Source organism: Pseudorhodoferax sp. LjRoot39 (assembly GCF_964253035.1).
Classification (GTDB): domain Bacteria; phylum Pseudomonadota; class Gammaproteobacteria; order Burkholderiales; family Burkholderiaceae_C; genus Pseudorhodoferax.
The window spans coordinates 1,370,859-1,396,311 of sequence record NZ_CAXUQL020000001.1; the positions used below are offsets into that span (position 1 = coordinate 1,370,859).

24 protein-coding genes and 1 pseudogene are annotated in these 25,453 nt (G+C 70.9%); 10 read left to right on the plus strand and 15 right to left on the minus strand.

Features of this window, described 5'->3' with window-relative positions; translation table 11 throughout:
* Positions 1-33: 33 nt before the first annotated feature.
* The 3 genes from ACSQ4M_RS06505 to ACSQ4M_RS06515 all read left to right on the plus strand — a co-directional run bounded on the left by ACSQ4M_RS06505 (position 34) and on the right by ACSQ4M_RS06515 (position 3,075).
* Positions 34-1,152, plus strand: coding sequence for a TRAP transporter substrate-binding protein (locus ACSQ4M_RS06505; protein ID WP_436188783.1), 1,119 nt, complete (start codon positions 34-36; stop codon positions 1,150-1,152).
* 64 nt (positions 1,153-1,216) lie between these two features.
* A complete protein-coding gene (locus tag ACSQ4M_RS06510; protein WP_436188784.1) occupies positions 1,217-1,765 on the plus strand; it encodes a TRAP transporter small permease subunit in 549 nt (182 codons plus the stop codon).
* Entirely contained in the window at positions 1,762-3,075 is a 1,314-nt protein-coding gene (locus ACSQ4M_RS06515) for a TRAP transporter large permease (protein ID WP_436188785.1), read from the plus strand. The genes ACSQ4M_RS06510 and ACSQ4M_RS06515 overlap by 4 nt, the downstream gene beginning before the upstream one ends.
* 31 nt (positions 3,076-3,106) lie before the next feature.
* On the opposite strand, the gene vapC is transcribed toward ACSQ4M_RS06515, so the two are convergent.
* From vapC to xsc, 6 genes and pseudogenes are all read right to left on the minus strand, one after another.
* Positions 3,107-3,517, minus strand: a complete 411-nt coding sequence (gene vapC, locus ACSQ4M_RS06520; RefSeq protein WP_436188786.1) for a type II toxin-antitoxin system tRNA(fMet)-specific endonuclease VapC — start codon at positions 3,515-3,517, stop codon at positions 3,107-3,109.
* Positions 3,517-3,750: a type II toxin-antitoxin system VapB family antitoxin gene (gene vapB, locus ACSQ4M_RS06525; RefSeq protein ID WP_436188787.1), complete on the minus strand. Its 234-nt coding sequence runs from the start codon at positions 3,748-3,750 to the stop codon at positions 3,517-3,519. The genes vapC and vapB overlap by 1 nt, the downstream gene beginning before the upstream one ends.
* A 58-nt stretch (positions 3,751-3,808) precedes the next feature.
* Positions 3,809-4,417 carry an N-acetyltransferase family protein gene (locus ACSQ4M_RS06530; RefSeq protein ID WP_436188788.1) on the minus strand — a complete coding sequence of 203 codons (609 nt, stop codon included), beginning with the start codon at positions 4,415-4,417 and terminating at the stop codon, positions 3,809-3,811.
* On the minus strand, positions 4,371-4,589 hold the full coding sequence (locus ACSQ4M_RS06535; RefSeq protein ID WP_436188789.1) for a DUF7661 family protein: 219 nt from the start codon (positions 4,587-4,589) through the stop codon (positions 4,371-4,373). The genes ACSQ4M_RS06530 and ACSQ4M_RS06535 overlap by 47 nt, the downstream gene beginning before the upstream one ends.
* Before the next feature lie 7 nt (positions 4,590-4,596).
* Positions 4,597-5,535: pseudogene (locus ACSQ4M_RS06540) on the minus strand (bifunctional enoyl-CoA hydratase/phosphate acetyltransferase); the annotation flags it as partial.
* A gap of 13 nt (positions 5,536-5,548) precedes the next feature.
* Positions 5,549-7,366, minus strand: coding sequence for a sulfoacetaldehyde acetyltransferase (xsc, locus tag ACSQ4M_RS06545; protein WP_436188790.1), 1,818 nt, complete (start codon positions 7,364-7,366; stop codon positions 5,549-5,551).
* 132 nt (positions 7,367-7,498) lie between these two features.
* Here xsc and ACSQ4M_RS06550 point away from each other — a divergent pair, with 132 nt between their 5' ends.
* From ACSQ4M_RS06550 to ACSQ4M_RS06570, 5 genes are all read left to right on the plus strand, one after another.
* The gene (locus tag ACSQ4M_RS06550) at positions 7,499-8,317 is read left to right on the plus strand and encodes an IclR family transcriptional regulator (RefSeq protein ID WP_436188791.1); all 819 of its coding nucleotides are present in this window, start codon (positions 7,499-7,501) and stop codon (positions 8,315-8,317) included.
* A 10-nt stretch (positions 8,318-8,327) separates the two neighbouring features.
* Positions 8,328-9,290 carry an AAA family ATPase gene (locus tag ACSQ4M_RS06555; RefSeq protein ID WP_436188792.1) on the plus strand — a complete coding sequence of 321 codons (963 nt, stop codon included), beginning with the start codon at positions 8,328-8,330 and terminating at the stop codon, positions 9,288-9,290.
* A gap of 44 nt (positions 9,291-9,334) precedes the next feature.
* Positions 9,335-11,071: a cobaltochelatase CobT-related protein gene (locus ACSQ4M_RS06560; RefSeq protein ID WP_436193972.1), complete on the plus strand. Its 1,737-nt coding sequence runs from the start codon at positions 9,335-9,337 to the stop codon at positions 11,069-11,071.
* Between the two features lie 29 nt (positions 11,072-11,100).
* The gene (locus ACSQ4M_RS06565) at positions 11,101-11,622 is read left to right on the plus strand and encodes an MOSC domain-containing protein (protein ID WP_436188793.1); all 522 of its coding nucleotides are present in this window, start codon (positions 11,101-11,103) and stop codon (positions 11,620-11,622) included.
* 322 nt (positions 11,623-11,944) lie between these two features.
* On the plus strand, positions 11,945-13,915 hold the full coding sequence (locus ACSQ4M_RS06570) for a hypothetical protein (RefSeq protein WP_436188794.1): 1,971 nt from the start codon (positions 11,945-11,947) through the stop codon (positions 13,913-13,915).
* Positions 13,916-14,018: 103 nt separating this feature from the next.
* Here ACSQ4M_RS06570 and ACSQ4M_RS06575 read toward each other — a convergent pair whose 3' ends face one another.
* The 6 genes from ACSQ4M_RS06575 to ACSQ4M_RS06600 form a co-directional block, all read right to left on the minus strand.
* Positions 14,019-15,281, minus strand: coding sequence for a biosynthetic peptidoglycan transglycosylase (locus tag ACSQ4M_RS06575; protein WP_436188795.1), 1,263 nt, complete (start codon positions 15,279-15,281; stop codon positions 14,019-14,021).
* On the minus strand, positions 15,278-15,871 hold the full coding sequence (locus ACSQ4M_RS06580; RefSeq protein ID WP_436188796.1) for a hypothetical protein: 594 nt from the start codon (positions 15,869-15,871) through the stop codon (positions 15,278-15,280). The genes ACSQ4M_RS06575 and ACSQ4M_RS06580 overlap by 4 nt, the downstream gene beginning before the upstream one ends.
* A complete protein-coding gene (gene xrtQ, locus ACSQ4M_RS06585; protein WP_436188797.1) occupies positions 15,855-16,727 on the minus strand; it encodes an exosortase Q in 873 nt (290 codons plus the stop codon). Before xrtQ ends, ACSQ4M_RS06580 begins: the two co-directional genes overlap by 17 nt.
* A complete protein-coding gene (locus tag ACSQ4M_RS06590; protein ID WP_436188798.1) occupies positions 16,724-18,808 on the minus strand; it encodes a VIT domain-containing protein in 2,085 nt (694 codons plus the stop codon). Before ACSQ4M_RS06590 ends, xrtQ begins: the two co-directional genes overlap by 4 nt.
* A gap of 206 nt (positions 18,809-19,014) precedes the next feature.
* Positions 19,015-19,569 (minus strand): fasciclin domain-containing protein, encoded by a 555-nt coding sequence (locus ACSQ4M_RS06595; protein WP_436188799.1) that lies wholly within the window; start codon positions 19,567-19,569, stop codon positions 19,015-19,017.
* Positions 19,570-19,649: 80 nt separating this feature from the next.
* Positions 19,650-20,765, minus strand: coding sequence for an alpha/beta hydrolase family protein (locus tag ACSQ4M_RS06600; protein WP_436188800.1), 1,116 nt, complete (start codon positions 20,763-20,765; stop codon positions 19,650-19,652).
* A 95-nt stretch (positions 20,766-20,860) separates the two neighbouring features.
* On the opposite strand from ACSQ4M_RS06600, the gene ACSQ4M_RS06605 reads away from it, so the two are divergent.
* Positions 20,861-21,475, plus strand: coding sequence for a TetR/AcrR family transcriptional regulator (locus ACSQ4M_RS06605; protein ID WP_436188801.1), 615 nt, complete (start codon positions 20,861-20,863; stop codon positions 21,473-21,475).
* A 13-nt stretch (positions 21,476-21,488) separates the two neighbouring features.
* Here the strand turns inward: ACSQ4M_RS06605 and ACSQ4M_RS06610 are convergent, their stop codons facing one another.
* Both ACSQ4M_RS06610 and ACSQ4M_RS06615 read right to left on the minus strand, forming a co-directional pair.
* Positions 21,489-22,562 carry a maleylacetate reductase gene (locus ACSQ4M_RS06610; RefSeq protein ID WP_436188802.1) on the minus strand — a complete coding sequence of 358 codons (1,074 nt, stop codon included), beginning with the start codon at positions 22,560-22,562 and terminating at the stop codon, positions 21,489-21,491.
* Complete coding sequence (locus ACSQ4M_RS06615) at positions 22,559-23,572, minus strand: tripartite tricarboxylate transporter substrate binding protein (protein ID WP_436188803.1); 1,014 nt, start codon at positions 23,570-23,572, stop codon at positions 22,559-22,561. Before ACSQ4M_RS06615 ends, ACSQ4M_RS06610 begins: the two co-directional genes overlap by 4 nt.
* Before the next feature lie 100 nt (positions 23,573-23,672).
* Here ACSQ4M_RS06615 and ACSQ4M_RS06620 point away from each other — a divergent pair, with 100 nt between their 5' ends.
* Positions 23,673-24,647, plus strand: a complete 975-nt coding sequence (locus ACSQ4M_RS06620) for a LysR family transcriptional regulator (RefSeq protein ID WP_436188804.1) — start codon at positions 23,673-23,675, stop codon at positions 24,645-24,647.
* Here ACSQ4M_RS06620 and ACSQ4M_RS06625 read toward each other — a convergent pair.
* Positions 24,634-25,446, minus strand: a complete 813-nt coding sequence (locus ACSQ4M_RS06625) for an enoyl-CoA hydratase (protein WP_436188805.1) — start codon at positions 25,444-25,446, stop codon at positions 24,634-24,636. The two genes, ACSQ4M_RS06620 and ACSQ4M_RS06625, sit on opposite strands and share 14 nt — an antisense overlap.
* Positions 25,447-25,453: the final 7 nt, after the last annotated feature.

Genomic DNA, 25,453 nt, shown 5'->3' on the forward strand with positions numbered 1-25,453 from the left:
GTTCTTCAACGAGCGACGAGAAGGAGACAGACCATGGCGAAACTCACACGGCGGGGCGCCCTCGGCGGGGCCGCCTCGGCACTGGCGGCAGCCGGCCTCGCGGCCCCCACGCTGGCGCGCGCGCAGAGCACGGTGCGCATGAAGATCCAGACGGCGGTGCCCACCTCCAGCATCTACTTCGACCTCATGAAGAAGCTGGGCGAGCGCTGCGACAAGATGTCCGGCGGCAAGATCAAGATGGAGATGCTGCCCGATGGCGCGGTGGTCAACGCCTTCGAGATGCTCGACGCGGTGGACAAGGGCGTGGTGGACGGCGGCTACTCGTGGACGCACTACTGGTCGGGCAAGAACACCGCGGCCGGCCTGTTCTCCAACCCTGCGGCCGGCGCCGGCACCGGCATGGACCAGATCTCGCACGTGGCCTGGCTGCTGCAGGGCGGCGGCATGGCGCTGTACAAGCGCTTCTACGCCGAGGTGCTCAAGCTCAACATCGAGCCGCTCATGGTGCAGCCCATGGGGCCGGACCCACTGGGCTGGTTCAAGACGCCCATCGCCTCGCTGGACGACATGCGCAAGCTCAAGTACCGCGCGCCTCCTGGCCTGGTCGGCGAGATCTTCAAGGAGATGGGCATCAACGCCGTGGCCATGCCGGGCGGCGAGATCGTGCCGGCGGCGCAGCGCGGCGTGATCGACGCGGCCGAGTGGATCGGCCCGGCGGACGACCTGGCGCTGGGCTTTCACACCGTGTTCAAGCACTACTACCTGCAGGGCCTGCACCAGTCCACCGACGTGGGCGAGCTGCTCATCAACAAGCGCACCTGGGACAAGCTGGCGCCCGAGCACAAGGCCATCATCGAGGCCGCGGCCCTGGCCTGCATGACCGAGACCTACAGCTACAACGTGCAGCGCAACGCGCAGGCGCTGCAGAAGATCCAGGGCGAGTTCAAGGTGCAGGTGCACGACACGCCCAAGGACATCTTCCCGGCCTTCATCAAGGCCACCAACCTGGTGTACGACCGCGAGGCCGGCAAGAACCCCTTCTTCAAGGAGGTGCTGGAGTCGCAGCGCACGTTCGCCAAGCTGGTCGTGCCGTACTGGAACAAGATCGTCGGCCTGTACTACAACCTGGGCATCGACTCGCCCTACAAGTGAACGGCGTGCCGCGGGGCCGCCGTGGCGGCGCTGCGGCATCCGGATGGAGAAACGGATGCCCCCCATGGAAACGGGACTGCTGCGCGCCGCGCGCGCGCTCGACCGCGTGGCCATCGTCTCGGGCCACCTCGTGGCCTGGATGATCGTGCCGCTGGTGCTGTCGCTGAGCTACGAGGTGGTGGCGCGCTATGTGTTCAACGCGCCCACGCAATGGGCCTACGACATGACCTTCATGCTGTACGGCAGCTTCTTCATGCTGGGCGCGGCCTACACGCTGCAGCGCAAGGGCCACGTGCGCACCGACAGCTTCTACGCCAACTGGTCGCCGCGGCGCCAGGCCGGCGTGGACCTGGCGGGCTACCTGCTGATGTTCTTTCCGTTCGTGGGCGTGCTGCTGTTCGTGGGCTGGGGCTACTTCTGGAAAGCCTTCGTCAGCAACGAGACCTTCGTCAGCAGTTCCTGGCAGCCCATCACCTGGCCGTTCAAGCTGTCGCTGCCGGTGGCCGGTGCGCTGCTGATGCTGCAAGGCATCAGCGAATGCCTCAAGTGCCTGCACACGCTGCGCACCGGCGCCTGGCCGGGCAATGAGGCCGCGCCGGAGATCGCGGTATGAGCGACGAAGTCCTGGGCATCGTCGCGCTGCTGGTGCTGTTCGGCGCGATCTTCATCGGCTTTCCGATCTCGTTCACGCTGGGGGCGCTGTCGCTGGCCACGGGCTTCATCGCGCTCGGGCCGGTGGTGTTCGACCTGGCCATCCTGCAGACCTTCTCGGTCATGCGCGACACCGTGCTGGCCTCCATCCCGTTCTTCCTGTTCATGGGCTTCCTGCTGGAGCAGTCCGGCCTCATGGAGCGGCTGTTCCGCGGCATCCAGCAGCTGCTGGCCGGCGTGCGCGGCTCGCTGTACATCGCGGTCATCATCACCGCCACCATCTTCGCGGCGGCCACCGGCATCGTCGGTTCGGCCGTCACGCTGCTGGGCGTGATGGCCGGGCCGTCCATGATCAAGAGCGGCTACGACCCCAAGCTCAGCGCCGGTGCCATCACCGCGGGCGGTACGCTGGGCATCCTGATTCCGCCCAGCGTGATGCTGATCGTGATGGGGCCGGTGGTCGGCGTGCCGGCCACCGACCTGTTCGCGGCCGCCGTGCTGCCGGGGCTGCTGCTGTCCACGCTGTTCCTGGTCTGGTGCCTGCTGCGCTGCTGGCTCAACCCGGCGCTGGGGCCGGTGCTGCCGCCCGAGCTGCGGCCCACCTCGCTGGCGCCGGTGGTCAAGGACCTGGTGCTCGGCGTGCTGCCCGTGGTGGTGGTCATCGCGGCCACGCTGGGAGTGATCCTGCTGGGCATCGCCACGCCCACGGATGCCGGCGCCGTGGGCTGCGCCGCCACCTTCGTGCTGACCGTGGGCTCGGGCCGCATGCGCTGGCCGCAGATCCGGAAGTCCATGCTGCAGACGCTGGAGGTCTCCAGCATGATCCTGCTGCTGGTGGTGGCCAGCAACCTGTTCGGCTCGGTGTTCGCACGGCTCGGCAGCCCGGAGTTCATGGCCGAGTGGCTGCTCAGCCTGTCGTTGCCGCCCATGGTGATGCTGGGGCTGATCCTGGGCCTCATCTTCGTGCTGGGCTGGCCGCTGGAGTGGGTGCCCATCGTGCTGATCGTGGTGCCCGTGGTGCTGCCCATCGTGCAGGCCGCGGGCATCGACCTGCTGTGGTTCTGCACGCTGGTGGCGGTCACGCTGCAGACGGCCTGGCTGTCGCCGCCGGTGGCGCTGTCGGCCTACTTCCTCAAGGGCGTGGTGCCGCAGTGGGAGCTCAAGCACATCTACGCCGGCATGCTGCAGTTCATGGCGCTGCAGGTGCTGGCCGTGATCATCCTGATGCTGTTCCCGGCGCTGGCGACCTGGCTGCCGCGCGTGGCGGGCTGAGGGGCTGTACCTGAGGATGCCGGCACCGCCTTCAGCGGCCGGCGCTGATCCAGTTCCCTACCTCCAGCGCAGGGACGCGCACGAACTCCGAGGTGTTGTTCGTCACCAGCGTGAGCCCTTCGCTGCGCGCATGGCCGGCGATGTGCAGGTCGTTCACGCCGATGGGCTGGCCTTGATTTTCCAGTGCTGCGCGGATGGCGCCGTAGTGCTGCGCGGCCTTGGCACCGTACGGCAGCGCATCGAGGCGGCTGCAGAAATCCTCGATGGCGGCCAGGTTCTCGCGCGTGCGCGTGCTTTTCTCGGCGCCGTGCAGCAGCTCGGCCAGCGTGATCGAAGAGATCGCCATGCGGCTGGCGTTGGCGTTGAAAGTGGCCTGCACCTCGACCGGCCGCCGCTTGAGCACGTCGATGACGATGTTGGTGTCCAGCAGGTAGCGCAGCATCAAAGCGCTTCCCGCGCGGCTTGGTGCTGGTCGGCGCGCTCGGCCATGAAGTCGTCGCTGACGACCGGCCCATCGAGGAAGAAGCTGTCCCAGGTCTGGCCCAGCGGCGCGATGATGCGTTCGTTGCCCCTGACGCGGACTTCCACCTTGTGCACGCCTTCGGGCAAGCGAACGTCCAGCGGGAGCCGAACGGCCTGGCTGCCGTTGTTGATGAAGACGGTGCCGATGTGCATGAAGAGCGCCTCGAAAGCAGATGTATATGGCAATCGAATATGGCGCGCGTCGACCGCGTCAAGCCGACCCGCTGTATCGCCCTGCGGGCCGACCGGCTAGCCCGCCGCCGAGCAGCACATGGTTTTCGTGGCGCGCCTCGCCCAGCGTGAACCAGTCGGTGCCGACCCGCCTGTAGCCCTGGTGTGCGTAGAACGCCAGGGCACGGGCGTTGCGTGCATTGACCGTGAGCCACAGCGCGCAGCCTGCCTGCGAGCGCGCCAGACCTTCGGCGGCCTGCAACAAGCGCGTTCCGATGCCGCGGCCGACGAAGTGCGCCTGCACGTAGAGCGTCTGCAGCTCTGCCGTGGAGGCTGCGCCGACCGGGTCCTGCGCCCCGATGCGCAGCACCGCCATGCCGACGAGCCGGCCGGCCAGCTCCGCCACCAGGACGCGGACGCCAGGATCGCCCAGCAGGGCGGCGTGGCGCTCCATGCCGAGTTCGGACAGCACATGGCGGGCGATGTCGTCGTCGATGCCGTCGATGGCGTAGGTGTGCAGCCAGACCTGCGTCGCCAGGGTGGCCAGGCGCGCCGCGTCACCCGTCCCGGCGCTGCGCACGACCAGCACCGCGCCCTGCGCTTCAGCCGATGCGCCGGACGTCCCCGTTGCTGGGGGTGGTGTGCTCATGGAACAAGTCCTCCAGGTACTGCTGCAACGCGTCTTCGGCGAGTCTGTCGGGCACCACGAAGTCGGCGGGAACGCGCTGGCCCTCCAGGCTGGCCGAGAAGGCCCGCCAATGTTGCCCGTCGCCGACGATGTCCACCAGCCTGCCGAAGATGCTGAACCGGATGGACCGCATCGCCGCGCTACCCCGCCGCCAGCACCGCCAGCGCCACCGAGGCGATGCGCGCGCCGGCCGAGTCGGCGCGCGAGGTCACCACCACCGGCACGCGCGCGCCCAGCACCAGGCCGGCGCAATCGCCGCCGCCCACGTAGACGAAACTCTTGTAGAGCATGTTGGCGGCGTTGAGGTCGGGCAGCAGCAGCAGGTCGGCGTCGCCCGGCACCACGCCTGCGATCTTCTTGATGCGCGCGGCCTCGGCCGAGAACACGTTGTCGAAGCCGAACGGCCCTTCGACGATGGCGCCCGGCCAGGCGCCGGCCTGGGCCTGCGCGACCAGGGCCTGCGCGTCCAGCGTGGCCGGGATGGCCGCCGTCACGGTCTCCACCGCGGCCACGATGCCGACCTTGGGCCGGGGGTTTCCCAGCTTCTGCAGCAGCGCGATGGCATTGCCCAGGATGTCCTGCTTGGTGCGCAGGTCGGGCGCGATGTTGACCACGCAGTCGGCCATGGCCAGCAGCTTGGGGTAGTGCGGCAGGTCGAACAGGAACACGTGGCTGATGCGGCGCTCGCCGCGCAAGCCGTTCTCCTTGTGGACCACGGCGGACATCAGCTCGTCGGTGTGCAGCGAGCCCTTCATGAGCACGTCGACCTGGCCGTTGCGCGCCAGCCGGGTGGCCTCCAGCGCAGCGGCGGTGCCGGTGTCTGCGGTGTCGACCTGGGCCATGCCCGACAGGTCCACGCCCGCGGAAGCGGCAGCCTGCGCGATGGCCGCGTGCGGACCGACCAGCACGGGCTGGCCGATACCGCTGGCCGCGATGCGTTGCGCCGCATCCAGCGCCAGCGCGTCGCAGGGGTAGACCAGGCCGATGCGCGGCAGGCGCGCATTGGCGTCGGCACGGGCTCGCGCGATCAGCGCTGCGAGGCGCGGATGCGCCTGTAGTTCAGGCAGGGGCTGCACCGTCCGCCCCCGGGACTCAGACGTAGTCCTTGTACTTGTCCAAAAAGCGCACCGGCTTGGCCAGCGCGTCGCGGCGGAACGGGTCGCCGAGTTCGCGCGTGCACATGATCTCGATCACGCAGGTCTTCTTCTCGTTCATCTGCAGATCGATGGCCTTCTTGAGCGCGGCGCCCACCTGGGCCAGGTCGTCCACCACGATGCCTTCTGCGCCCATGCTCTGCGCGATGCCCGCGAAGCTCGGGCTCTCCAGCTCGCCGGCGACGAAGCGGCGGTTGTAGAAGTCCACCTGGTTCTTCTTCTCCGCGCCCCACTGGCGGTTGTGGAACACCACGGCCGTGACCGGGATGCCGTGGCGCACGGCCGTCATGATCTCGGTCATGCTCATGGCCCAGGCGCCGTCGCCCGCGTAGGCGATGGCCGGGCGGTCCGGGCAGGCCAGCTTGGCGCCGATCATGGTGGGCAGCGAGTAGCCGCAGTTGCCGAAGCTCATGGGCGCGAAGAAGCTGCGCGGCTCCTCGAAGCGCAGGTAGCTGTTCGACACGGCGTTGATGTTGCCGATGTCGGTGGACACCATCGCGCGCGGCGGCATGGCCTTTTCCAGCTCGCGCAGCACCTGGCGCGGGCTCAGGTAGTCGCCGCCGTTGAAGGTCTTCTCGCCCTTGGCTTCGGCCACCATGTCCTGGCTGAAGGGGTCGCGCTCCTGAGTCCACTCCGTCAGCTCCTTCTCCCAGGCGGCCTTCTCGGCGGCGATCCTCGTAGCGCGCTCGCCCTTGGTGGCGTCGCAGGCCAGGCTCTGGCCGCCGATGCGCGCCAGCAGCGCCTTGGCCACGGCCTTGGCGTCGCCATGGATGCCCACGTGGATCTTCTTCACCAGGCCCAGGTTGGTGTGGTCGGCCTCCACCTGGATGATCTTCGCGTCCTTGGGCCAGTAGTCCATGCCGTGCTGCGGCAGCGTGCCGAAGGGGCCCATGCGCGAACCCAGCGCGATGACCACGTCGGCCTGGCTGATCAGCTTCATGGCAGCCTTGCTGCCCTGGTAGCCCAGCGGGCCGGCCCACAGCGGATGGCTGGCGGGGAAGCTGTCGTTGCGCAGGTAGCCGTTGCAGACCGGGGCGCCCAGCCGCTCGGCGAGTGCCTTGGTCTCCTCCACCGCATCGCCCAGCACCACGCCGCCGCCGGCCAGGATCACCGGGAACTTGGCATTCGCCAGCAGCTCGGCCGCAGCCGCCATGCTGTTCTCGCCACCCGCGCCGCGCTCCACGCGCATGGGCTTGGGAATCTCGCACTGGATCTCGCCGTAGAAGTAGTCGCGCGGGATGTTCAGCTGCGTGGGCGCCATCTCGCTCATCGCGCGGTCGAAGCAGCGCGCGGTGAACTCGGCCATGCGCTTGGGGTTGGTCACATGGCCCTGGTACTTGGTGAACTCCTGGAACATCGGCAGCTGGTTGGCTTCCTGGAAGCCGCCCAGGCCCATGCCCATGGTGCCGGTCTCGGGCGTGATCATGACGACCGGGCTGTGCGCCCAGTAGGCCGCTGCGATGGCCGTCACGCAGTTGCTGATGCCGGGGCCGTTCTGGCCGATCACCACGCCGTGCTGGCCGCTGGCGCGCGCGTAGCCGTCGGCCATGTGGGCCGCGCCCTGCTCGTGCACCACCGGGATCAGCGTGATGCCGGCCGGCGCGAAGATGTCCATCGCGTCCATGAAGGCCGAACCCATGATGCCGAAGATGTGGCGCACGCCATTGGCGACCATGGTTTCGACGAAGGCTTCGGAAGGCGTCATCTTCTGCACGCCGGCAACGACGCTGCGGCCGTCGGTGGTGGTCTGGCTCATGGGGGTCTCCGGTGAAAACGGGGTAGGTCGAATTGCCAGCGGATTCTAGGAAGCTCGGCTTCAGAACGTCAACAAATTTCGAAAAATGAAACTTCTTGGTCCGAATAACGGAATATGAGAACATCCAACGCCATGCACATCGTTCCACCCTCCCTGCCCGCCGGCGCCGCGGCCGAGCTCTCGGGCGACACGCCCACGATGCGGCTGTTCGCGCTGCTGGAGGTCATCGCCGCGCGCGACCAGCTGTTCACGCTGCAAGCCCTGGTGGACGAGACCGGCCTGCCCAAGCCCACGCTGCACCGCATGCTGCAGCAGCTCGAAGGCGCGGGCCTGCTGCAGCGCGAGGGCGACGGCCGCCACTACGGCACCGGCGTGCGCCTGCGCCGCCTGGCCGAGAACCTGCTGCTCAACGACACCTTCCACGGCGCGCGCCATGCCGTGCTGCGCCGGCTCGTGGAAGAGGTGGGCGAGAGCTGCAACATCACCGCGCTGGCAGGCGACGAGGTGGTCTACCTGGACCGCGTGGAGACGGCTGCGCCGCTGCGCTTCTACCTGGCCCCTGGCTCGCGCGTGCCGGCGCACTGCTCGGCCAGCGGCAAGCTGCTGCTGGCGCAGATGAGCCCCGCGCAGCGCCAGCGCCTGCTGGGCCACGCGCCGCTGATGGCCTACACGCCCAAGACCGTGACCGACCTGTCCCAGCTGGAAACCGCGCTCAAGGCCGTGCGCCGCGCCGGCCATGCGCTGGACGACGAGGAGTTCCTGCCCGGCCTGCTCTGCGTGGCCGTGCTGGTGCCGTCCGATGCCGGCCGCTCCAACCTGTGCGTGGCGGTGCAGGCGCCTGTCATGCGGCTGCCGCGCGAGAAGGCCGAAAGCGTGCTGCCCGCGCTGCAGCGCGCCGCCCGCGCGCTGGCCGCCATCGAGCACGCCGTGCCGCGCCAGACTTCTGCCTAGGACCCTGGCCATGATCGACCCCACCACCGTTCCCGACACCCAGGTCAGCGTGCGCGAGGTCTTCGGGCTGGACAGCGATCTGCGGGTGCCCGCTTTCCGCACGCCCGACGCCCATGTGCCCGAGACCGACCCGGCCTACCGCTTCCAGCACGACGTGACGCTCGCGCTCTTGGCCGGCTTCGCGCACAACCGGCGCGTGCTGGTGCAGGGCCTGCACGGCACCGGCAAGTCCACCCACATCGAGCAGGTGGCGGCGCGGCTGAACTGGCCCTGCCTGCGTGTGAACCTGGACGGCCACGTGGGCCGGCTCGACCTGATCGGCCGCGACGCCGTGGTGCTCAAGGACGGCAAGCAGGTCACCGCGTTCCAGCCCGGCATCCTGCCCTGGGCGCTGCAGCGGCCCGTGGCCCTGGTGTTCGACGAGTACGACGCGGGCCGGCCCGACGTGATGTTCGTGATCCAGCGCGTGCTGGAGCAGGGTGGCCGCCTCACGCTGCTGGACCAGAACACCGTGCTCACGCCGCATCCGGCGTTCCGGCTGTTCGCCACCGCCAACACCGTGGGCCAGGGCAACCTCAATGGCCTGTACCACGGCGTGCAGCGGCTCAACCACGCGCAGATCGACCGCTGGAACATCGTCGCCGCGCTGGACTACCTGCAGCCCGCGGAGGAAGAGGCCATCGTGCTGGCGCGCGTGCCGGCGCTGGGCGACGAGGCCGGCCGCCGCCTGGTGGCGCAGATGGTGGCGCTGGCCACGCTCACGCGCAAAGGCTTCGCGGCGGGCGACGTGTCCACGCTGATGTCGCCGCGCACCGTGATCACCTGGGCCGAGAACCTGCAGATCTTCGGCGACGCGGCAACAGCCTTCCGGCTCTCGTACGCCAACAAGTGCGACGAGGCCGAGCGCCCCGTCGTGGCCGAATACTTCCAGCGCTGCCTGGACCGTGAACTGGAACCGTCGGGTATCCAGTGACGCCGCGCCACTGGCCCGAGCCGCCACGCGCCGATGCGGCCGGCGTGCCACCCACGCCGCCGCAGCTGGCGCGCTGGCACGAGCAGGTGGAGGAACTCAGCGCCGGTGCCATCCGCGCGCTGAGCGGTGAGGCCGATCTGCATTTCCGCGGCCGGCGCCTGCACCGCGGCCGCCAGCCGCTGCCGCTGTTCGGCCCGCACCTGGCGCCCGCGCTGGAGCAGGGCGACGACGCGGGCTCCTTCCGCGGCGCGGCCGACGGCATCGCGCTGCGGCTGGCGCACAGCGATGCGGCGCTGCACCGCAGCCTGTGCCCGCAGCCGCCCGTGGAACGCCTGCTGTTCGAGCTGCTGGAACAGCTGCGCTGCGAATCCCTGGCCGATTCCGCCATGCCCGGCGTGGCGCGCAACCTGCGCCACCGTTTCGACGCCTGGTCGCGCGCCTACCACCATGCGCGGCTCAACGAGACCACGCGCGGCATGCTGCTCTACACCGTGGCGCAGATCAGCCGTTCGCGCGTGACGGGCGAGCCGGTCATGGAGGAGACCGAAGACCTCATCGAAGGCACGCGCGCCGAGCTCGTGCCGCAGCTGGGCACCGACCTCGCCGGCCTGCGCCGCCAGCGCCACGACCAGGCCGCCTATGCGCTGCATGCGCTGGCCATCGCGCGCGCCGTGGCCGCCATGCTGGCCCATGGTGCCGAAGCGGCCGAGCAGGAGGCGGCCGCGCGCGACGGCGAGGAAGAAGAGCAAGCTACCGGCTTTCGCGTGCTGATGGACTTCGACCCACCGGCCGGCGAGGCCGGCCGCCTGGCCCAGGCCGGCGATGCCCGCGTGCTCGAAGGCGGGTCAGAGGCCTACCGGGTCTTCACGCGCGCCTACGACCGCGAGGTGGCCGCTACCGCACTGGTGCGCCCCGACGCATTGCGCGAACTGCGCGAGCGGCTGGACGCGCGCATCGCCCGCCAGGCCGTGCAGCTGCCCTGGCTGGTGCGCGCGCTGCAGGCATTGCTGGCCCGCCCCCACGCCGACGGCTGGCACGACGGCCAGGAGGAGGGCCTGCTCGACGGCCGCCGGCTGGCCCGGCTGGTGGCGCTGCCGACCGAGCGCCGGCTGTTCCGCGCCGCGCGCACGCAGCCGCTGGCCGACTGCGCCGTGACGCTGCTGCTCGACTGCTCGGCCTCGATGAAGGAGCACGCCGAATGGACGGCCATGCTGGCCGACGTGCTGGCGCGCGCGCTGGAGCGCATCGGCGCGCGCTGCGAGGTGCTGGGCTTCACCACGGGCGCCTGGAACGGCGGCCGGGCCCAGCGCGACTGGCAGCGCGCCGGCCGCCCCGCGCGGCCCGGCCGGCTCAACGAGCTGTGCCACATCGTGTTCAAGGACGCGGCCACGCCCTGGCGCCGCGCGCGCCCCGGCATCGCCGCGCTGCTCAAGCCCGACCTGTTCCGCGAAGGCGTGGACGGCGAGGCGCTGCAGTGGGCCGCCGGCCGCCTCGCCGCGCAGGAGGCCGAGCGCCGCATGCTGCTGGTGTTCTCCGACGGCTGCCCCATGGACGGCGCCACGCGCCTGGCCAACGGCATGCACACGCTGGACCGGCACCTGCAGCAGGTGGCGCAGCGCATCGAGCAGCAGGGGCAGATCGCGCTGGTCGGCGTGGGCGTGGGGCTGGACCTGAGCCCCTACTACGCCGCCAGCCACGTGCTGGACCTCGCGCACGCGGGGGCCGGCAATGCGGTGTTCCGCGAGGTGGTGGGGGTGCTGGGTGGGCGGGTGCGGCGCTGAGGGTGCGTCGCTGTGCGAGCATGCGCGCCATGCCCGACCTGCGCCAGCTGACCTGCCAGTTTCCATATACCGGCCGCCTGCAGGCCATCGTGTTGCGGCCTGCCCGCGAGGCGCCTGCTCTGTCGGTCGAGCGCGCTCTGGCGCTGCCCGACCGTGGTCTGCAGGGCGACCGCAGCGCGCAGCGGGCGTCCACACGCGCGCCCGGTGGCAAGCGACAGGTCACGCTGCTGCAGGCCGAGCACCTGCCTCTGGTGGCGGCCTGGGCCGGGCTCGCGCAGGTGACGCCGACGCAACTGCGCCGCAACCTCGTGGTCCAGGGGCTCAACCTCGTCGCGGCGCGCGCTCTGTTCGCCGATCAGCCGCTGGTACTGCGCATCGGCGCCTTGGTGGTGCTGCAGCTGACCGGCCCCTGCGATCCCTGCTCGAAGATGGAATCGGTGCTGGGCCCGGGCGGCTACAACGCGCTGCGCGGACACGGCGGCATGACGGCGCGCGTGCTGCAAGGAGGCGAGATCGTGGTAGGGGATGCGGTGCGGGTGGAGCACCCTTAGCAGAGCATCCGCTGGCCCTACGTTCTCAAACCACGGTCCGAAGCCTGGGTTGGCGGGATCAAGGCGCAAGCGCAGCAGGTGAGGCACCGAGCCGCAACGAGGGCCTGCCGTGTGAGGCCAGCGGCGTGCTGACACCATGGATCGGGGGAGGCCCAGGCGGGCTGCCACCCGCGCAGTCGAGCGACTCGTGCCGGCCAATTCTCAAGGCCGACATGATTCAATCAGTGCGTGCGCAGAATCGGGGCCGCGGTCTTGTGGGACTCCCTGAAATTCTGTGCGCGCTCGTGCCCATTCAGCATCTTGATTACGCCAGCGCAACATCATGCCCAAGCCAACCAGCGTCGCGCGCATTCGTCGAGAGCCCATCGCCAAGCTTGCGGTCGGGAGATTGCTGAGCGACTTCCAGCCATTGCTACCAGGCGAGCAGGCGTTGTTGCTCGCTTGCCGGCGGGGCGAAGTGGCTGAGCTGGGGGCCTCGTTGCCTGAAGTGCCTACTGACACGCGGCACATCCGCGCCCCGTTTCTGCGTTTCCTTCTGTTGGGCGGAGACGCCCAGGCGCCGGTGCATGAGCGAGGCGTCCAGCTGAAAGGCGCTTATGTCACCGATCAGCTCGATTTGACCGGCTGCCGCATTCCGTACAACGTCAGCCTCAAGTGCTGCCGGTTCGTCGGACCTGTGCGTGCGCAGGACGCGAGGGTGGAGGGGCTGATGACGCTGGAGGAGAGCCACTTGGCCCAGGGCCTTAATGCGGACCGTTTGCGGTGCGCCGGAGGACTATTTCTGCGACATCGGTTCAAGGCGGTTGGCCAAGTACGGCTGTTAAGCGCGCACATCGGCGGCGACCTGGAATGCGGTGGCGGGCATTTCGAGCGCACGGATAAAGAAGCGTTTCGTGCCGATGGCGCAGTTGTCAAGGGCGACGTGATCTTCAACGACGGTTTCAAGGCGACCGGAACCGTGCAACTGCTCGGTGCGCAGATCGGGGGCGACCTTCAGTGCTGCCGTGGGCAGTTTGAAGGCAATGGCGGCGATGCGCTGTTGGCCAATCGCGCGTTTGTGGCCGGCAGCGTTTTTTTCAACAGTGACTCCAAGGGGACCTTCAAGGCGACCGGGACCGTGTCGCTTTCTGGCGCGCACATTGGGGGCAAGTTGGAATGCGCCGACGGAAAGTTCGAGGCCAAGAATGGCGACGCGCTTTCGGCCGAACGTGTGGTCGTGAAGGGCAGCGTTTTCTTGAACCGAACATTCAGGGCGACCGGACAGGTGCGGCTGCGAGGCGCGCAGATCGGCGGCGACCTCGCATGCAGCGGCGGACAATTCGAGGCCGAAGGGAAGCATGCGCTTTTGCTCAAACGCGCAGTCGTCATGGGCGCTTGGCTCTTCAACAAGCTGGAGACGCCTGTGCGCGTGGACGCAAGCCACATGGAGGTGGCGGTTCTGGTCGATGCGATCGACTCTTGGGCTGCAGGGTCGGTGCTGGATGGTCTGCGCTATGGTGCTTTGCACGACGACGCACGCGCACTGGGCAAGGCTCGTCTGGGATGGCTGCAAAAGCAAAGCGTCGAGCATCTGGGCGGAAATGGGCGCAGCGACGACTTTCGCCCACAGCCCTGGCGTCAGTTGCAGCATGTATTGCGTGATATGGGGCATGCCGAGGACGCGCGCCAGATTGGGGTCGCATTCGAGCAACAGCTGTACAGGATCGGGCGCATAGGGCAGTCTCGTGAGGGAGTATGGCCGCCTGTGGCGTGGTGCAGGCGTGTGGTCGCGCGGTCAGGGCATTCCTTGTTTGGAATGTTGAGTGGCTATGGCTACCGGCCGATGCGGCTGATGGCTTGGATGACCCTGGTCTGGTTGTTTTGCGCCTTTTGCTATTGGCGGCTTGCGCTGCCGCCGCACGGTGCCATCGGACCATCCGATCCACTGGTGTTCCAGCACGAGCGGTATGCGTCGTGCGTGTCCGACAGCCCGGTCGCAGTCTCTGCGGCTGGCGCAGGCACGCAGAACGCACGCAACTGGTACCTGTGCGGTCCTCTCCTGGCCGAGTACTCGACCTTCAGTCCGCTCGCCTATTCGCTGGACCTCCTCTTGCCGCTGGTGGATCTCGGTCAAGACAAGGCATGGGGCGCGTTGGTCCCCACGCCGCAGGCCACGCCGTGGAATGAGTTTCTTGCGTTCAGCCCGGGGCATCTGGTGCGGTGGCTGGTGTGGTTCCAAACGCTCTTTGGCTGGATCGCAAGTCTTCTGTTGGTCGGTATCGTTTCAGGCTTTGCGCGGCGCAGCGAGGAGTAGCTCCACGCCGCATCGACAGCGGTTGCGCAGGGCTTGTTGTTCAGCGGCCGCGAGATGTAGTTCTACATGCCGGGCAAATGGTCAAGGGGAGGCACGCACCGGCCTATTGCGGAGCCGGAGCCGCCATCGTGCCAAGTGCAGCACGCACAGCCCGTCGCTCGCGCTTCAGCGTCCCGCCGCGCAGGTTGCCGGCGACCCACTCGGCCCGTTCGAGCGCAATGCCACCGCTGCGCATCCACGTGCTCGCCTCGGCATCGGGCTGGTGCAGCATGGCCGCCAGCCACACCGCCTGCGCGGGCGCCAGCTGCCGCGCGCTGCGGCCGAAGTAGCCGCGCGCCGCCGCCTCGGCACCGCACAGCCCGCGCCCCCAGGGCGCGTTGTCCAGGTACAGCTGCAGGATGCGCGCCTTGCCCAGCGTCTGCTCCATCTCCACCGCGTACAGCAGCTCGCGCAGCTTGCGCGTGGCGCTGCGTTCGTCGCCTGTGGCGAGGCGCTTGGCCAGTTGCTGGCTCAAGGTGCTGCCGCCGCGCCGGACTGCGCCCGCGGCCTGGTTGCTCTGCAGCGCGGCCTGCAGTTCCTGCAGGTCGTAGCCCGGGTGTTCGTAGAAGCGCTGGTCTTCGGCCGCGAGCACGGCACGCACCAGCCAGTCGCGCTGGCGCAGCCGGCTCGGCGCGCCACAAGCGCTGGCCGCATGGGCCAGCGCTTCGGTGCCCAGGCCCTGGACCGCGAAACCTTCGACCTGTGGCACCACGCGCAGTGGGCCCTCGGGCAGCTGCACCTGCACGCGCAGCGCCACCTGGCCACCGATGCGCGCCTGGCGCAGCTCGGGCAGCTGCGGCGCCAGCACGGCGTAGGCGTCGGCGATCGGCGTGGCGGGCAGGCGCAGATGCAGCGCCAGGCCGCCTGGCTGCAGCCGGCCCGTGAACCAGGCCTGCAGGGCCGGGCCGCTGTCCGTGCCCGTGTCGGCACGCAGCTGGCCCTGCACGGTCTCGAAGTCGCGGAACACCGAGAGCTGCAGCCGCTGCAGCTGCAGCGGTGCGCTGCCCAGCGCGGGCGCCGGCAGCCGGCAGGGCGCGCACTGCAGGTGCAGGCTGCGGTCGGCCGCCTGCCACTGCAACTGCACCGGCCCCCAGCGCGTGGCCAGGCGGCGGCCATCCAGCCAGCGCGCGAAGGGTGGGGCCGTGGCCAGCCGCAGCGCGGCCGGCACGCTGACCTCCGTGTGCCAGGGGCCGATGCGCAGCGGCGCCGCCCATTCGCCGGGGCGCGGTGCCAGCAGGTGCAGCGTCACGGCGGTGGCGAGCAGCGCGGCCGCCAGCAGGCCCGCCAGCACGGCCAGCAGCAGACGCACGGCGCGGCCGAGGGTCACAGCAGGTCCCGCGATGCGATGGGCGTGGCCGTCGTCACCGCCAGCCAGGGGCCGGTGGACTGGCCGCGCAGGGCCGCCCAGTACCAGGCCGAGGTGTCGGTGAAGGCCTGGCCCTGGGCGTCGGTCGTGCGTTCGCACACGCGCAGCGGCCGGCCTGCTGCGTTGGCCGGGCGCGTGGCAGTGAAGCAGCGCCACAGCTTCGCGTGGGCGTCGTGCTCAAGCCTGGCGGCGGCGATGCCGTAGCCCAGCGCGCGGTAGCAGTCCTCGGCCGGGTGCAGCATGCGCGTGGGCACCAATACATGGCGCAACACCAGCACGCGTTCGCCGTCCGTCATGCGCGCGATGGCGCCCGGGAACTGCCGCGCGAAGCGCTGCTCCACCGGCCCCAGGGCCAGGGGCCGCAGTGCGGCGCCGTCCCACTGGCTGGGCCATTCCCAGGCGGTGGCCTCGGCCGGCGCTGCGGCGCTGGGCCAGACGGCCTGGGCCGCGCTCCAGAGCAGGCACGAGGCCAGGCCGGTGGCGAAGACGGTCTTGTGCAGCACGCGCTGCACGAAGCGGTTGGCGAACAGGGTTTCAAGCCGCGTGGGCATGGCGCACTCCGGGCGACAGGGGTTGGGCAAGGGGCCGCTGGACCTGCCAGGCGACGGCGGCGCAGACCGCGCCGAGCACCACCAGGCCCAGCGCCTCGTGGCCCCAGGCCGGCAGCGGCCGGCCCGCGCCCTCGGCCGCCACGAGCAAGGTGTTGCGCAGCACGTTGCCGGCCAGCACCGTCAGGCCCACGCATGGCAGGCGCGCCAGCACGGTCCGGTCGGCCAGGCCGGCCCACAGCGCCGTGGCGCCGGCCGTGAAGTAGCCCAGCCAGGCCATCTGCACGCCCGAGCAGGGCGCATCCACGATGACGAGGCGGCCGTCCACGAGCAATGCGCTGCCTTCGCGCCAGACCGTGAAGAACGGTGCCAGCAGCCCCTGCGAGGCCGTGGCCGTGAGCACGCGCAGCGGGTAGCCCGCGTAGAACTGCAGCGAGGACAGCAGCGGCAGCGCCAGCACGGCGAGCAGCAGCACCGGCGTGGCGGCAACCTGGCGTGGCAGGAAGGCCAGCAGCGCCGTGGCCAGGGCCAGCACGGCCAGCAGGCTGGCCAGCAGCGGCGGCAGCGCGCCGCGCAGCAGCGTGGCCGCCAACGTCAGCGCGGTGGCGGCGGCCAGCCAGCCCAGCGCGGGCGAGGCGCGCAAGGCCTTGCGGTGCAGGCCGGCCAGCGTGGCGAGCGCGGCCAGTGCCAACAGGCCCAGCGGGTCGTCGGCGCCGTCGGCCAGGCGCCGCGCCATCCAGGCCCAGGCGGGCAGCAGGGCCAGCGCCTGCAGCGCGATCCAGGCCCCCGCGGGCAGGCGGTCGAGGGCGATGCCCCAGCGCACGAAGCGCGGGCTGCGGACCAGGTCGTGGGGGCTCATCGCGTGAAGCTCCCGTTGCGCGTGCGCTGGGCACGGCGGCGCAGCATGGCCAGCACCGAGAGCACCAGCAGCACGGCGCCCAGGGTCTCGGGCTCGGGCGTGCTGGGCACCTCGGCACCGGCGATCACCGTGGCGCTTTCGCCCAGTGCGCGTTCGCCCACGCCCTGGGGCAGCGGCTGCGGCTGCTGCACGCGCTGGCTGTCGGCCGGTGCCGGGTTGCGCACCACCTGGTCGATCGCGATGAAGCTGGTGTAGGGCGTCAGCAGCGCGTAGTCCAGGCCGAGCTGGGTGATCGCGGCGCGCTGGGCGTCGCCGCCTTCCAGCGCCTCCTGGTCGGCCAGCTGGGCGATGCGGTGGCGGGCCCAGAGCGCGGGCAGGGCCGCGGCCTGGCCGGGCGGGGCGGGCTGCACCTCCACGCTTTGCTCCCAGGGGCCAGCGGCGGTGTGGCCCTGGACCAGCATGCGGCCCTGGGGCCTGCCGCGCCACTTGCCGAACACCACGACGGGGCGCTGGCCCAGCACGTCGGGCTGCACGGCGGGTTCGAGGTCGTACACGTCCAGGCCTTCGAACTGCAGCCGCACGCTGGTCAGCACGGGCGACTCCACCATGCGCCGAAAGCGCGCCGCCTGCTCGGGCGCCTGCACCGGGTCGGTGATGACGAAGGGCTCGCCACCACCGGCGCGGGCCAGGCCTTCGAGCAGCGCGCGGTTGACCGAGGAGCCGATGCCGAAGGCGAACAGGTTGGCCTGGTTCAGGTGCTTGCGCACCAGTGCGAAGGCCTCCTGCTCCACCGTCACGTAGCCGTCGGTCACGACGACGATGGTGCGCGCCACGTCGGGCGTCTTGGGCTCGGCGTAGACGCGGCGCAGCGCCGGGATCAGCTCGGTGCCGCCCGCGCCCATGGTCTGGTCCAGCGCCGACAGTGCGCGGGCGATGTGGGCCTGCGTGGCCGGTACCGACTGGGGCGCCAGCATGCGGCTGCTGCCCGAGAACAGCAGCACGTTGAAGCGGTCGGTTTGCCGCAGGCCACCGATCAGGCGCTGCAGCATGGTCTTGGCCGTGTCCAGCGGGAAGCCGTGCATGGAGCCCGAGATGTCGACCACGAAGATGTATTCGCGCGGGGCGATCTGCGTGGCCGCCACGGCCTGGGGCGGCGCCACCAGCGCGAGGAAGTAGTTCTCGGCCTTGGGCCCCTGGCCCTCGGACAGCATGAGGCCGGCGGCCAGTTCGTCCCCGGCCAGGCCGTAGTCGAGCACGAAGTCGCGGTTGTTGGCCGGGCCGCTGCCGTCGGCCAGGCGCACGCTGGCGTGGCGCGGCCGGTCCTGCGCCTGCACGACATCGATGGCGTGCGTGCGCGAGCGGATGTCCTGCAGCGGCAGCGGCGCGTCCAGCTGCATCTGCAGCGTGAAGCGGCTGGCGGGCGGCCGGCCGGCGCGCAGCGTGGGCTGGGCCGCCCAGGTGTTGCTGCCCTGGCTGGCGGCATGTGCATAGCGCGGGCCGACGACGGTGGGGAAGACGAATTCGTAGCGGCCATCCTGCGGCAGCAGCAACTCGGTGTAGCGCAGCTCCACCTGCACGTCGTCGCCGGGCAGGATGTTGGCCACGCGCATCTGGAACACGTTGGGCCGCTGCTGCTCGAGCAGCGCGGCGGTCTTGCCCTCCTGCTTCGCCGCGGCGAATTCGATGCGGGCCTGCTGCTTCTCGCGGATCTGCGCGGTGACGACCCGCTCGTCCAGGCGCACCTGCAGGCCGCCCACGGCGGCCCGCGTGGAACCCGGGAACACGTAGTCGGCCTCGATGGGCACCTGGCCCTCGTTGCGGTAGTGCTGGACCACGCGGACCTCGGCGATCACGCCGGAGACCTGCACGGAGACCTCGGTGCCCTTGAGCGGCAGCGCGTCCACGCCGGGCGTGTCGCCACGCACGAGGAAGTAGGGGCTCTCGGTCTGCTGGCGCGGGCCGTCGGCCTCGCGTGGTTGGGCCAGCACGGGGCGGTGCAGCAGCGCGGCGCACAGCGCCAGCAGGGCCGCAGCGAGCCAGCGCCCGGCGGCGCTCTGGGGGAGAAGAAGGAAGGCGATCACGGTGGGTCCGCAGGAGGTGGCCGTGCGACGGTGCACGGCAGCCACTGTCGGCCGCGCATGAGAAGGCAGTGCGAAGGCCCGGGACTTGTGTGAAGTCGGTGTGAAGTGGCGCCACGCCGCCCATGAAAAAGCCGCTCGTGCAAGCGGCTTTTCGTTCTTCCTCGCGCCCCACGGGGCCTGCGCACCCGTGCCGGCGGCAGGCGCCCTTACTTGGGCAGCAGCACCTTGTCGACCACGTGGATCACGCCGTTGGACTGCATGACGTCGGCGATGGTCACGGTCGCGGTGCCGCCCTTCTCGTCGGTGAGCATGACCTTGCCGCCGCTGGACTTGGCCGTCAGCGTGCCGCCGGCCACGGTCTTGAGCGACGCGGAGCCCTTGCCGTCCTCGACCATCTTCACCAGCGACTTGGCGTCGACCTTGCCCGCCACGACGTGGTAGGTCAGGATGCCGCTCAGCATGGCCTTGTTCTCGGGCTTGAGCAGGGTGTCGACCGTGCCTGCGGGCAGGGCCGCGAAGGCGGCATTCGTCGGCGCGAACACGGTGAACGGGCCCGGGCCCTTCAGGGTGTCCACGAGGCCCGCTGCCTTGACCGCGGCGACGAGCGTGGTGTGGTCCTTGGAGTTGACGGCGTTGTCGATGATGTCCTTGGTCGGCAGCATCGGTGCGCCTCCGACGGTGACCTGGGCGAAGGCCGTGACCGAGGCGACCGACAGCACGGTCGCCAGAGCGATCGAGGCGAGTTGGGGAAAGCGTTGCATGTGTGCTCCTGTGGCGATGGCCGCCGCGGAGATGCGCGACGGCTCTGCTCTTACGCGCCGCACGCCGCCCTGGATTCCCCTCAGCCCGCCATCGGCGCCCAAGCGCGGCGCCGTCCTACAAGCTGCATGCCGCGGCCACCGCCCTGAACGCGGCCCGGGTCGCCCGGCGCCACGTTCAGGATGGGCCGCCATGTGGCCTGCCATTGCGCCAGCGCGCTGCCGTCCTGCGCGAAGACGAGGTCCAGGAAGGCCAGGCCGAGCTCGGCCGTCGCGCGCTTGACCTGCGCATTCAGCGCGGCGCCGCCGGTGCCGGTGCGGTCGGTGAACACGCTGTGCGAACCGCCCTGGAACACGGCCAGCAGCTTGTGCGGGTGCGCGATCGCGTCGAAGATGGCCAGCCGGTCCTGCAGCCCCGAGTGGTAGCCCGGGATGTGGATCACGTCCTCGGTGCAGGTCACGTGCACGGTCGGCACGGCGATGCTGCGCAGCACCGCCGCCGTGTCGGCCTCGCCGTAGAAGGGCGGCGCGGACAGCACGATGGCCGCACGCAGGCGCGCATCCAGGCAGTCGACCGCGCGGCCGCCGCGTTCCACCTGCGCGCCCACGGACAGCAGCGTGGTGTTGGCGCCATAGGAATGCCCGGCCGCCACCAGGCGCTCGCGGTCCACGGCTGCGGCCAGGCCGCCGCTGTCGTCCGAAAGCATGCGGTCCAGCGCGAAGCGCAGGTCGGCGGTGCGCGCCAGGGCTTCCGTTTCCTGGGCTGCGGCCTGCAGCCGGCCGACCATGCCGAAGGGGTTGCCGCGCCACAGGCCGGCATCGCTGCCCACGTGCTGCACATGCAGGCTGGCCACGCCGTGGGCCGACCAGTGGCGCCCGAGGTAGCTGTAGCCCTGGCGCGAACCGCCGATGCCGTGCGAGAACACCACCAGCGGCACCGGCTGCGCGGGCGTGGCGGCGGCGGGCCAGTACAGACGCGCGGGCACCGGGCGGGCGCGTGCGGCATCGGCCCAGTCGAAGTCCAGCACGCGGTAGGCCGGTGCGGGGGCGGCCTCCGTCGCGGCCGCGCAGGGTGCGGCCAGCGCGGCCATCAGCATGGCGTTGAACCCGCGACGGTCCAGGTTCGGCACAGGGTCTGCGCCCAGCCTGGCGTGCGCTGCGGGCAGGGTGGGGCGGTCGGAGGCGGTCCGGCGGTTCATGGTGCGTGGCGGGAGGGGCTAAACTGGACGGTCGAAAACTGCACTGAGTGCAAACTTTAATGCACCCAGTGCAGGTTTGCAAGAGAGCCCCGGCCATGTCAGGAATTCCCCCCAGCACGGGCCTTGCGCCCGCCGAAGAAGGCCTGCGCGAGCGCAAGCGCCGCGACACCCGCCAGCGCATCGCGGGGGTGGCGCAGCGCCTGTTCCTCGTGCAGGGCTACGAGGGCACGACGCTGGACGCCATCGCGGCCGAGGCCGGCATCTCGCGCCGCGCCTTCTTCTCCCACTTCAAGTCCAAGGACGAGATCATCGTGTTCTGGCAGGCGGCCGATTCGGCCCGCATGGTGGAGGACCTGCGCAAGGCCTCGCCCGACCAGGCGCCGCTGGACGCGGTGCGCGACGTGATGGTCAAGCACATCGCGCGCTACACCACCGAGCAGATGACGGCGGTGGACCAGCTCATGCGCTCCAGCGCCGCGCTGCTGGCGCGCAAGCAGGCCTTCTATGCGCAGCAGGAGGAGGTGGTGTTCGAGGTGCTGTGCGAGGTCTGGCGCCAGCCCGAGCGCCGCCCGGCGCTGCGCATGGTGGCCATGGTGGCCATCGGCGCCATGCGGCTCGCACTGCAGTCCTGGCGCGAGCAGGCCGGCCCGCGCAAGCCGGCGGCCAAGTTCCTGCGCGAAGCCTTCGACAGCCTGAAGACGGAGCTCTGAGGCCGGCGGTGGCTCAGCCGGCCGGCGCCGCGCCCTCGTAGGCCGCCTGCAGCAGGGCCCGCAGCGGCCCGGCTTGGATCGGCCGCGGGTTGGGGTAGGCGTCGCGCAGGGCCAGCGCGCAGGCCCGGTCCAGGTCTTCCTCGCGCATGCCGATGTCGCGCAGCGCCACGGGCGCGCCCAGCCGGCGCGCCAGCGCCTGCACGCCCTGCGCCGCGTTGGCCGTTCCCAACGCGGTGGCGATGCGCTGCATGGCCTGCGGCGCCGCGCCCGCGTTGTAGGCCAGCACGTGCGGCAGCACCACGGTGTGCAGCTCGGCATGCGGCAGGTTGAAGCTGCCGCCCAGCGTGTGGCACAGCTTGTGGTGCAGCGCCATGGCCACGCTGCCCAGCACCAGGCCGCACAGCCAGGCGCCGTACAGCGCGTCGCTGCGCGCGGCCAGGTCGTGCGGCGCGGCATGCAGCGCGGGCAGCGCACGGCCCAGCGCGGCGATGCCCTCGGCCGCCATCAGGCCGGTGACCGGGTTGCCGTCGGCCGCGTACAGGCCCTCGGCCGCGTGCGCGATGGCGTTGATCCCGCTCACGACCGACAGGCCCACCGGCAGCGCCAGCGTGAGCGCCGGGTCGTACAGCACGCTGCGCGGCAGCACGCGCGCGTCACGGCCGGTGCGCTTGAGGCCGTTCTCGGTGAGCCCGTAGATGGGCGTCATCTCCGAGCCCGCATAGGTGGTGGGGATGGCCAGCACCGGCAGCGGCGACACCAGTGCGATGGCCTTGGCCAGGCCCACGGTGGAGCCACCGCCCACGGCCACCAGCGCGTCGGCGCCGGCCTCCACCGCCGCGGCGCGCGCGGCCTCGGCGCTGGCCAGCGGCACGTGCATCACGGCGCCGTCGAAGATGCCGGCGGCGCGCGGCCCCAGCAGGGCCGCCACCTGCTCGGCCTGGGCGCGCTGCGGCGCGGTGCACAGCACCAGCGCCTTGCGCGCGCCGAGCCGGTCCAGCTCCTCGGGGGCCTGTGCCAGCGTGCCGGCGCCGAACAGCACGCGCTGCGCGCGGCTCTCGTAGGTGAAGGGGCGTGCAGCGGTGTTCATTCGACGCTGATCCTGCGCTTGGCGATGAGCTGGCCCCAGCGCTGGCTCTCGCGCTGCACCAGCTGGTCCATGGCGGCGCGGTCGCCGGCCACGACCTCGAAGCCGTTGTCGGCCATGCGGCGCGCCAGCGCGGGCTCGCGCAGCGTGGCGGTCACCGCGGCGGAGAGCTTGTCCAGCACCGGCGCGGGCGTCTTCGCCGGCGCCACCATGCCGACCCAGGAGTAGATCTCGAAGCCCTTGTGCGTCTCGGCCACGGCCGGCACCTCGGGCAGCGCGGCGCTGCGGGCCGGGGCCGTGACGGCCAGGGCGCGCAGCTTGCCGGCCTGCACGTGCGGCAGCACCAGCGGCAGGCTGGCGACCATGGAGTCCACATGGCCGCCCAGCAGGTCGGCAATCGCCGGGCCGCCGCCCTTGTAGGGCACGTGCAGGCCGCGGCTGCCGGCGGTCTCGTGGAACAGCTCGGCCGCCAGGTGGTTGGAGCTGCCCGCGCCGACCGAGGCGTAGGTCACGTCGCGCTGGCGCGCGGCGGCCACGTAGTCCGCCAGGGTCTTGTAAGGGGAGGCCGCGGGCACCACCAGCACCATGGGCGAGCGCACGGCATAGGAGACGCCGGCGAAATCGCGCAGCGTCTCGTAGGGCAGCTTGCGGTGGATGTGCTGCTCGGTCGCGTAGGAGTCGAACACCATGGCCACCGTGTAGCCGTCGGGTGCGCTCTTGGCGAGCTGGGCCATGCCGATGGTGCCCCCGGCCCCGCCGCGGTTGTCCACCAGCACCTGCTGGCCCAGCCGCTCGCGCAGCGGCTCCTGCAGCATGCGGGCCACCTTGTCCACGGTGCCGCCGGCCGCGAACGGCACGATCAGCGTGAGCATGCGGCTGGGGTAGTCGTCGGCCCGTGCCGGCGCCGCGCCGGCCAGCAGCAGGGCCATGCCGGCACCCAGCAACGCCTGGCGCCGGCGCGGGCTGGCGGGAGGGATGCGCCCGTGGGCGCGCTTTGTCTCGTGTGGATGCATGGCGTGAAGGGTCGATCGAAGAAGGCGGCCGATGCTATTCTTTGCGCCCCGTGGCCGGAATACCGCGCACGGGCCAAACGCCTTTGCGCGAGGTGCACAGATGAATCCCCTGGGCTTTGCCGAAAGCCTGTCCCTGTTCGTCGACGTGGTGCAGGACAAGAGCTTTTCCGCCGCCGCGCGGCGCCGTGGCCTGGCCGCCTCGTCGGTGGCGCGCCAGATCGACGCGCTGGAGCGCGAGATGCAGGTGCCGCTGCTCACGCGCTCCACGCGCGCGCTCGCGCTGACCGAGGCCGGCGCGCTGCTGTACGAGCGCGCGCTGAAGATCCTGCACGAGCTCATGGACGCGCGCAGCGAGGTGGTGGCGCTGGACGGCAGCGTGCAGGGCCTGCTGCGCGTGAGCTGCGTGCCTGCCTTCGGCCGCCGCCACGTGGCGCCGCACCTGCCTGCGCTGTTCGACCGTTACCCGGCCTTGAATGTCGAGCTGGAGCTGACCGAGCGCGTGGTCGACCCGCTGGCCGAGCGTTTCGACCTCGTGATCCGCATCGGCGACCAGCCCGACAGCGCGCTGGTCAGCCGGCGCATCGGCAGCCAGCGCTACGTGATGGGCGCCTCGCCGGCCTACCTGCGCCGCCACGGCACGCCGCAGCGCATGGCCGACCTGGTGGCGCACCGGCTGATCGATCGCCAGCACAGCACCAGCGTGCGCGGCTGGCGCGAGCTGCCCGGCATCGACTGGCGCCAGCCGCCGCAGTTCGCACTGGAGAGCAACGACTGCGACACGCGGCGCCTGTGCGCAGCGCGCGGCCTGGGCATCGCGCTGATGCCCAACTGGGCCATCGGCGAAGACCTGGCGGCCGGGCGCATCGTGGAGCTGCGGCTGCAGGACGCGCCGCCGGCCGAGGTCAGCGGCATCCACCTGCTGCGCCCCGGCGGCCGGGCCAACGCCAAGGTGCGTGCGTTTACGGAGCACCTGCTGCTGAGCATAGGTTCGGCGGCCGGCTGGGTGGGCGCGGCGGTGCCCGAAGCGCGCGGCGCCGTGGCCGCGGTGCCGGACGAGGCTCTCAGCGCCCCGTGAACTGCGCGGCCCGCTTCTCCACGAAGTGCCGCACACCCTCCTGAAAATCCTCGCTGCGCAGGCTCGCCACCATCTCGGCGTTGGCCAGCGCCACGGCCTCGCCCAGCGTCTGGTAGGGCGCCTCCCAGAGCTGGCGCTTCATGACGCGCACCGAGCGCGGCGAGACCTCGGCCGCCAGCTGGCGTGCCAGCGCCTGGGCCTGTTCCAGCAGCGCCTCGGCATCGACCACGCGGTGCACCAGGCCCATGGCCAGGGCCTCGGCCGCGTCGATCTTGCGCGAAGTCAGCAGCAGGTCGGTGGCGTGCGCATGGCCCACGACGCGCGGCAGCATCCAGGCGATGCCGTGCTCGGCGATGAGGCCACGCCGGGCGAAGGCGGTGGCGAACACGGCCTGGCGCGCGGCCAGCCGGAAGTCGCTGTACAGCGCCATCACCAGGCCCAGGCCGGCGGCCGCACCGTTGATGGCGCAGACGATGGGCTTGGCCACGGCCGGGAAGTAGGAGTAGCGCGTCTGGTAGTCGGCGCGGCGGTTCATGTCGTAGGGCCGCATCCATTGCTCGGCGCGGATGTCCTCAGGCGGCAGCGTCTCCAGCTCCTCCATGTCCATGCCGGCGCAGAAGGCGCGGCCGGCACCGGTCAGCACGATGGCGCGCACGGCGGCGTCGCGGTCGGCCGCCTCCATGGCGTTGCGCAGCTCGGCCTCCAGCACGCGCGTGAGCGCGTTCATGCGCTCGGGGCGCTGCAAGGTGATGGTGGCGATGGCGCCGTCGACGGCGTAGCGGATCTGTTCGAAATGCATGTTCTGG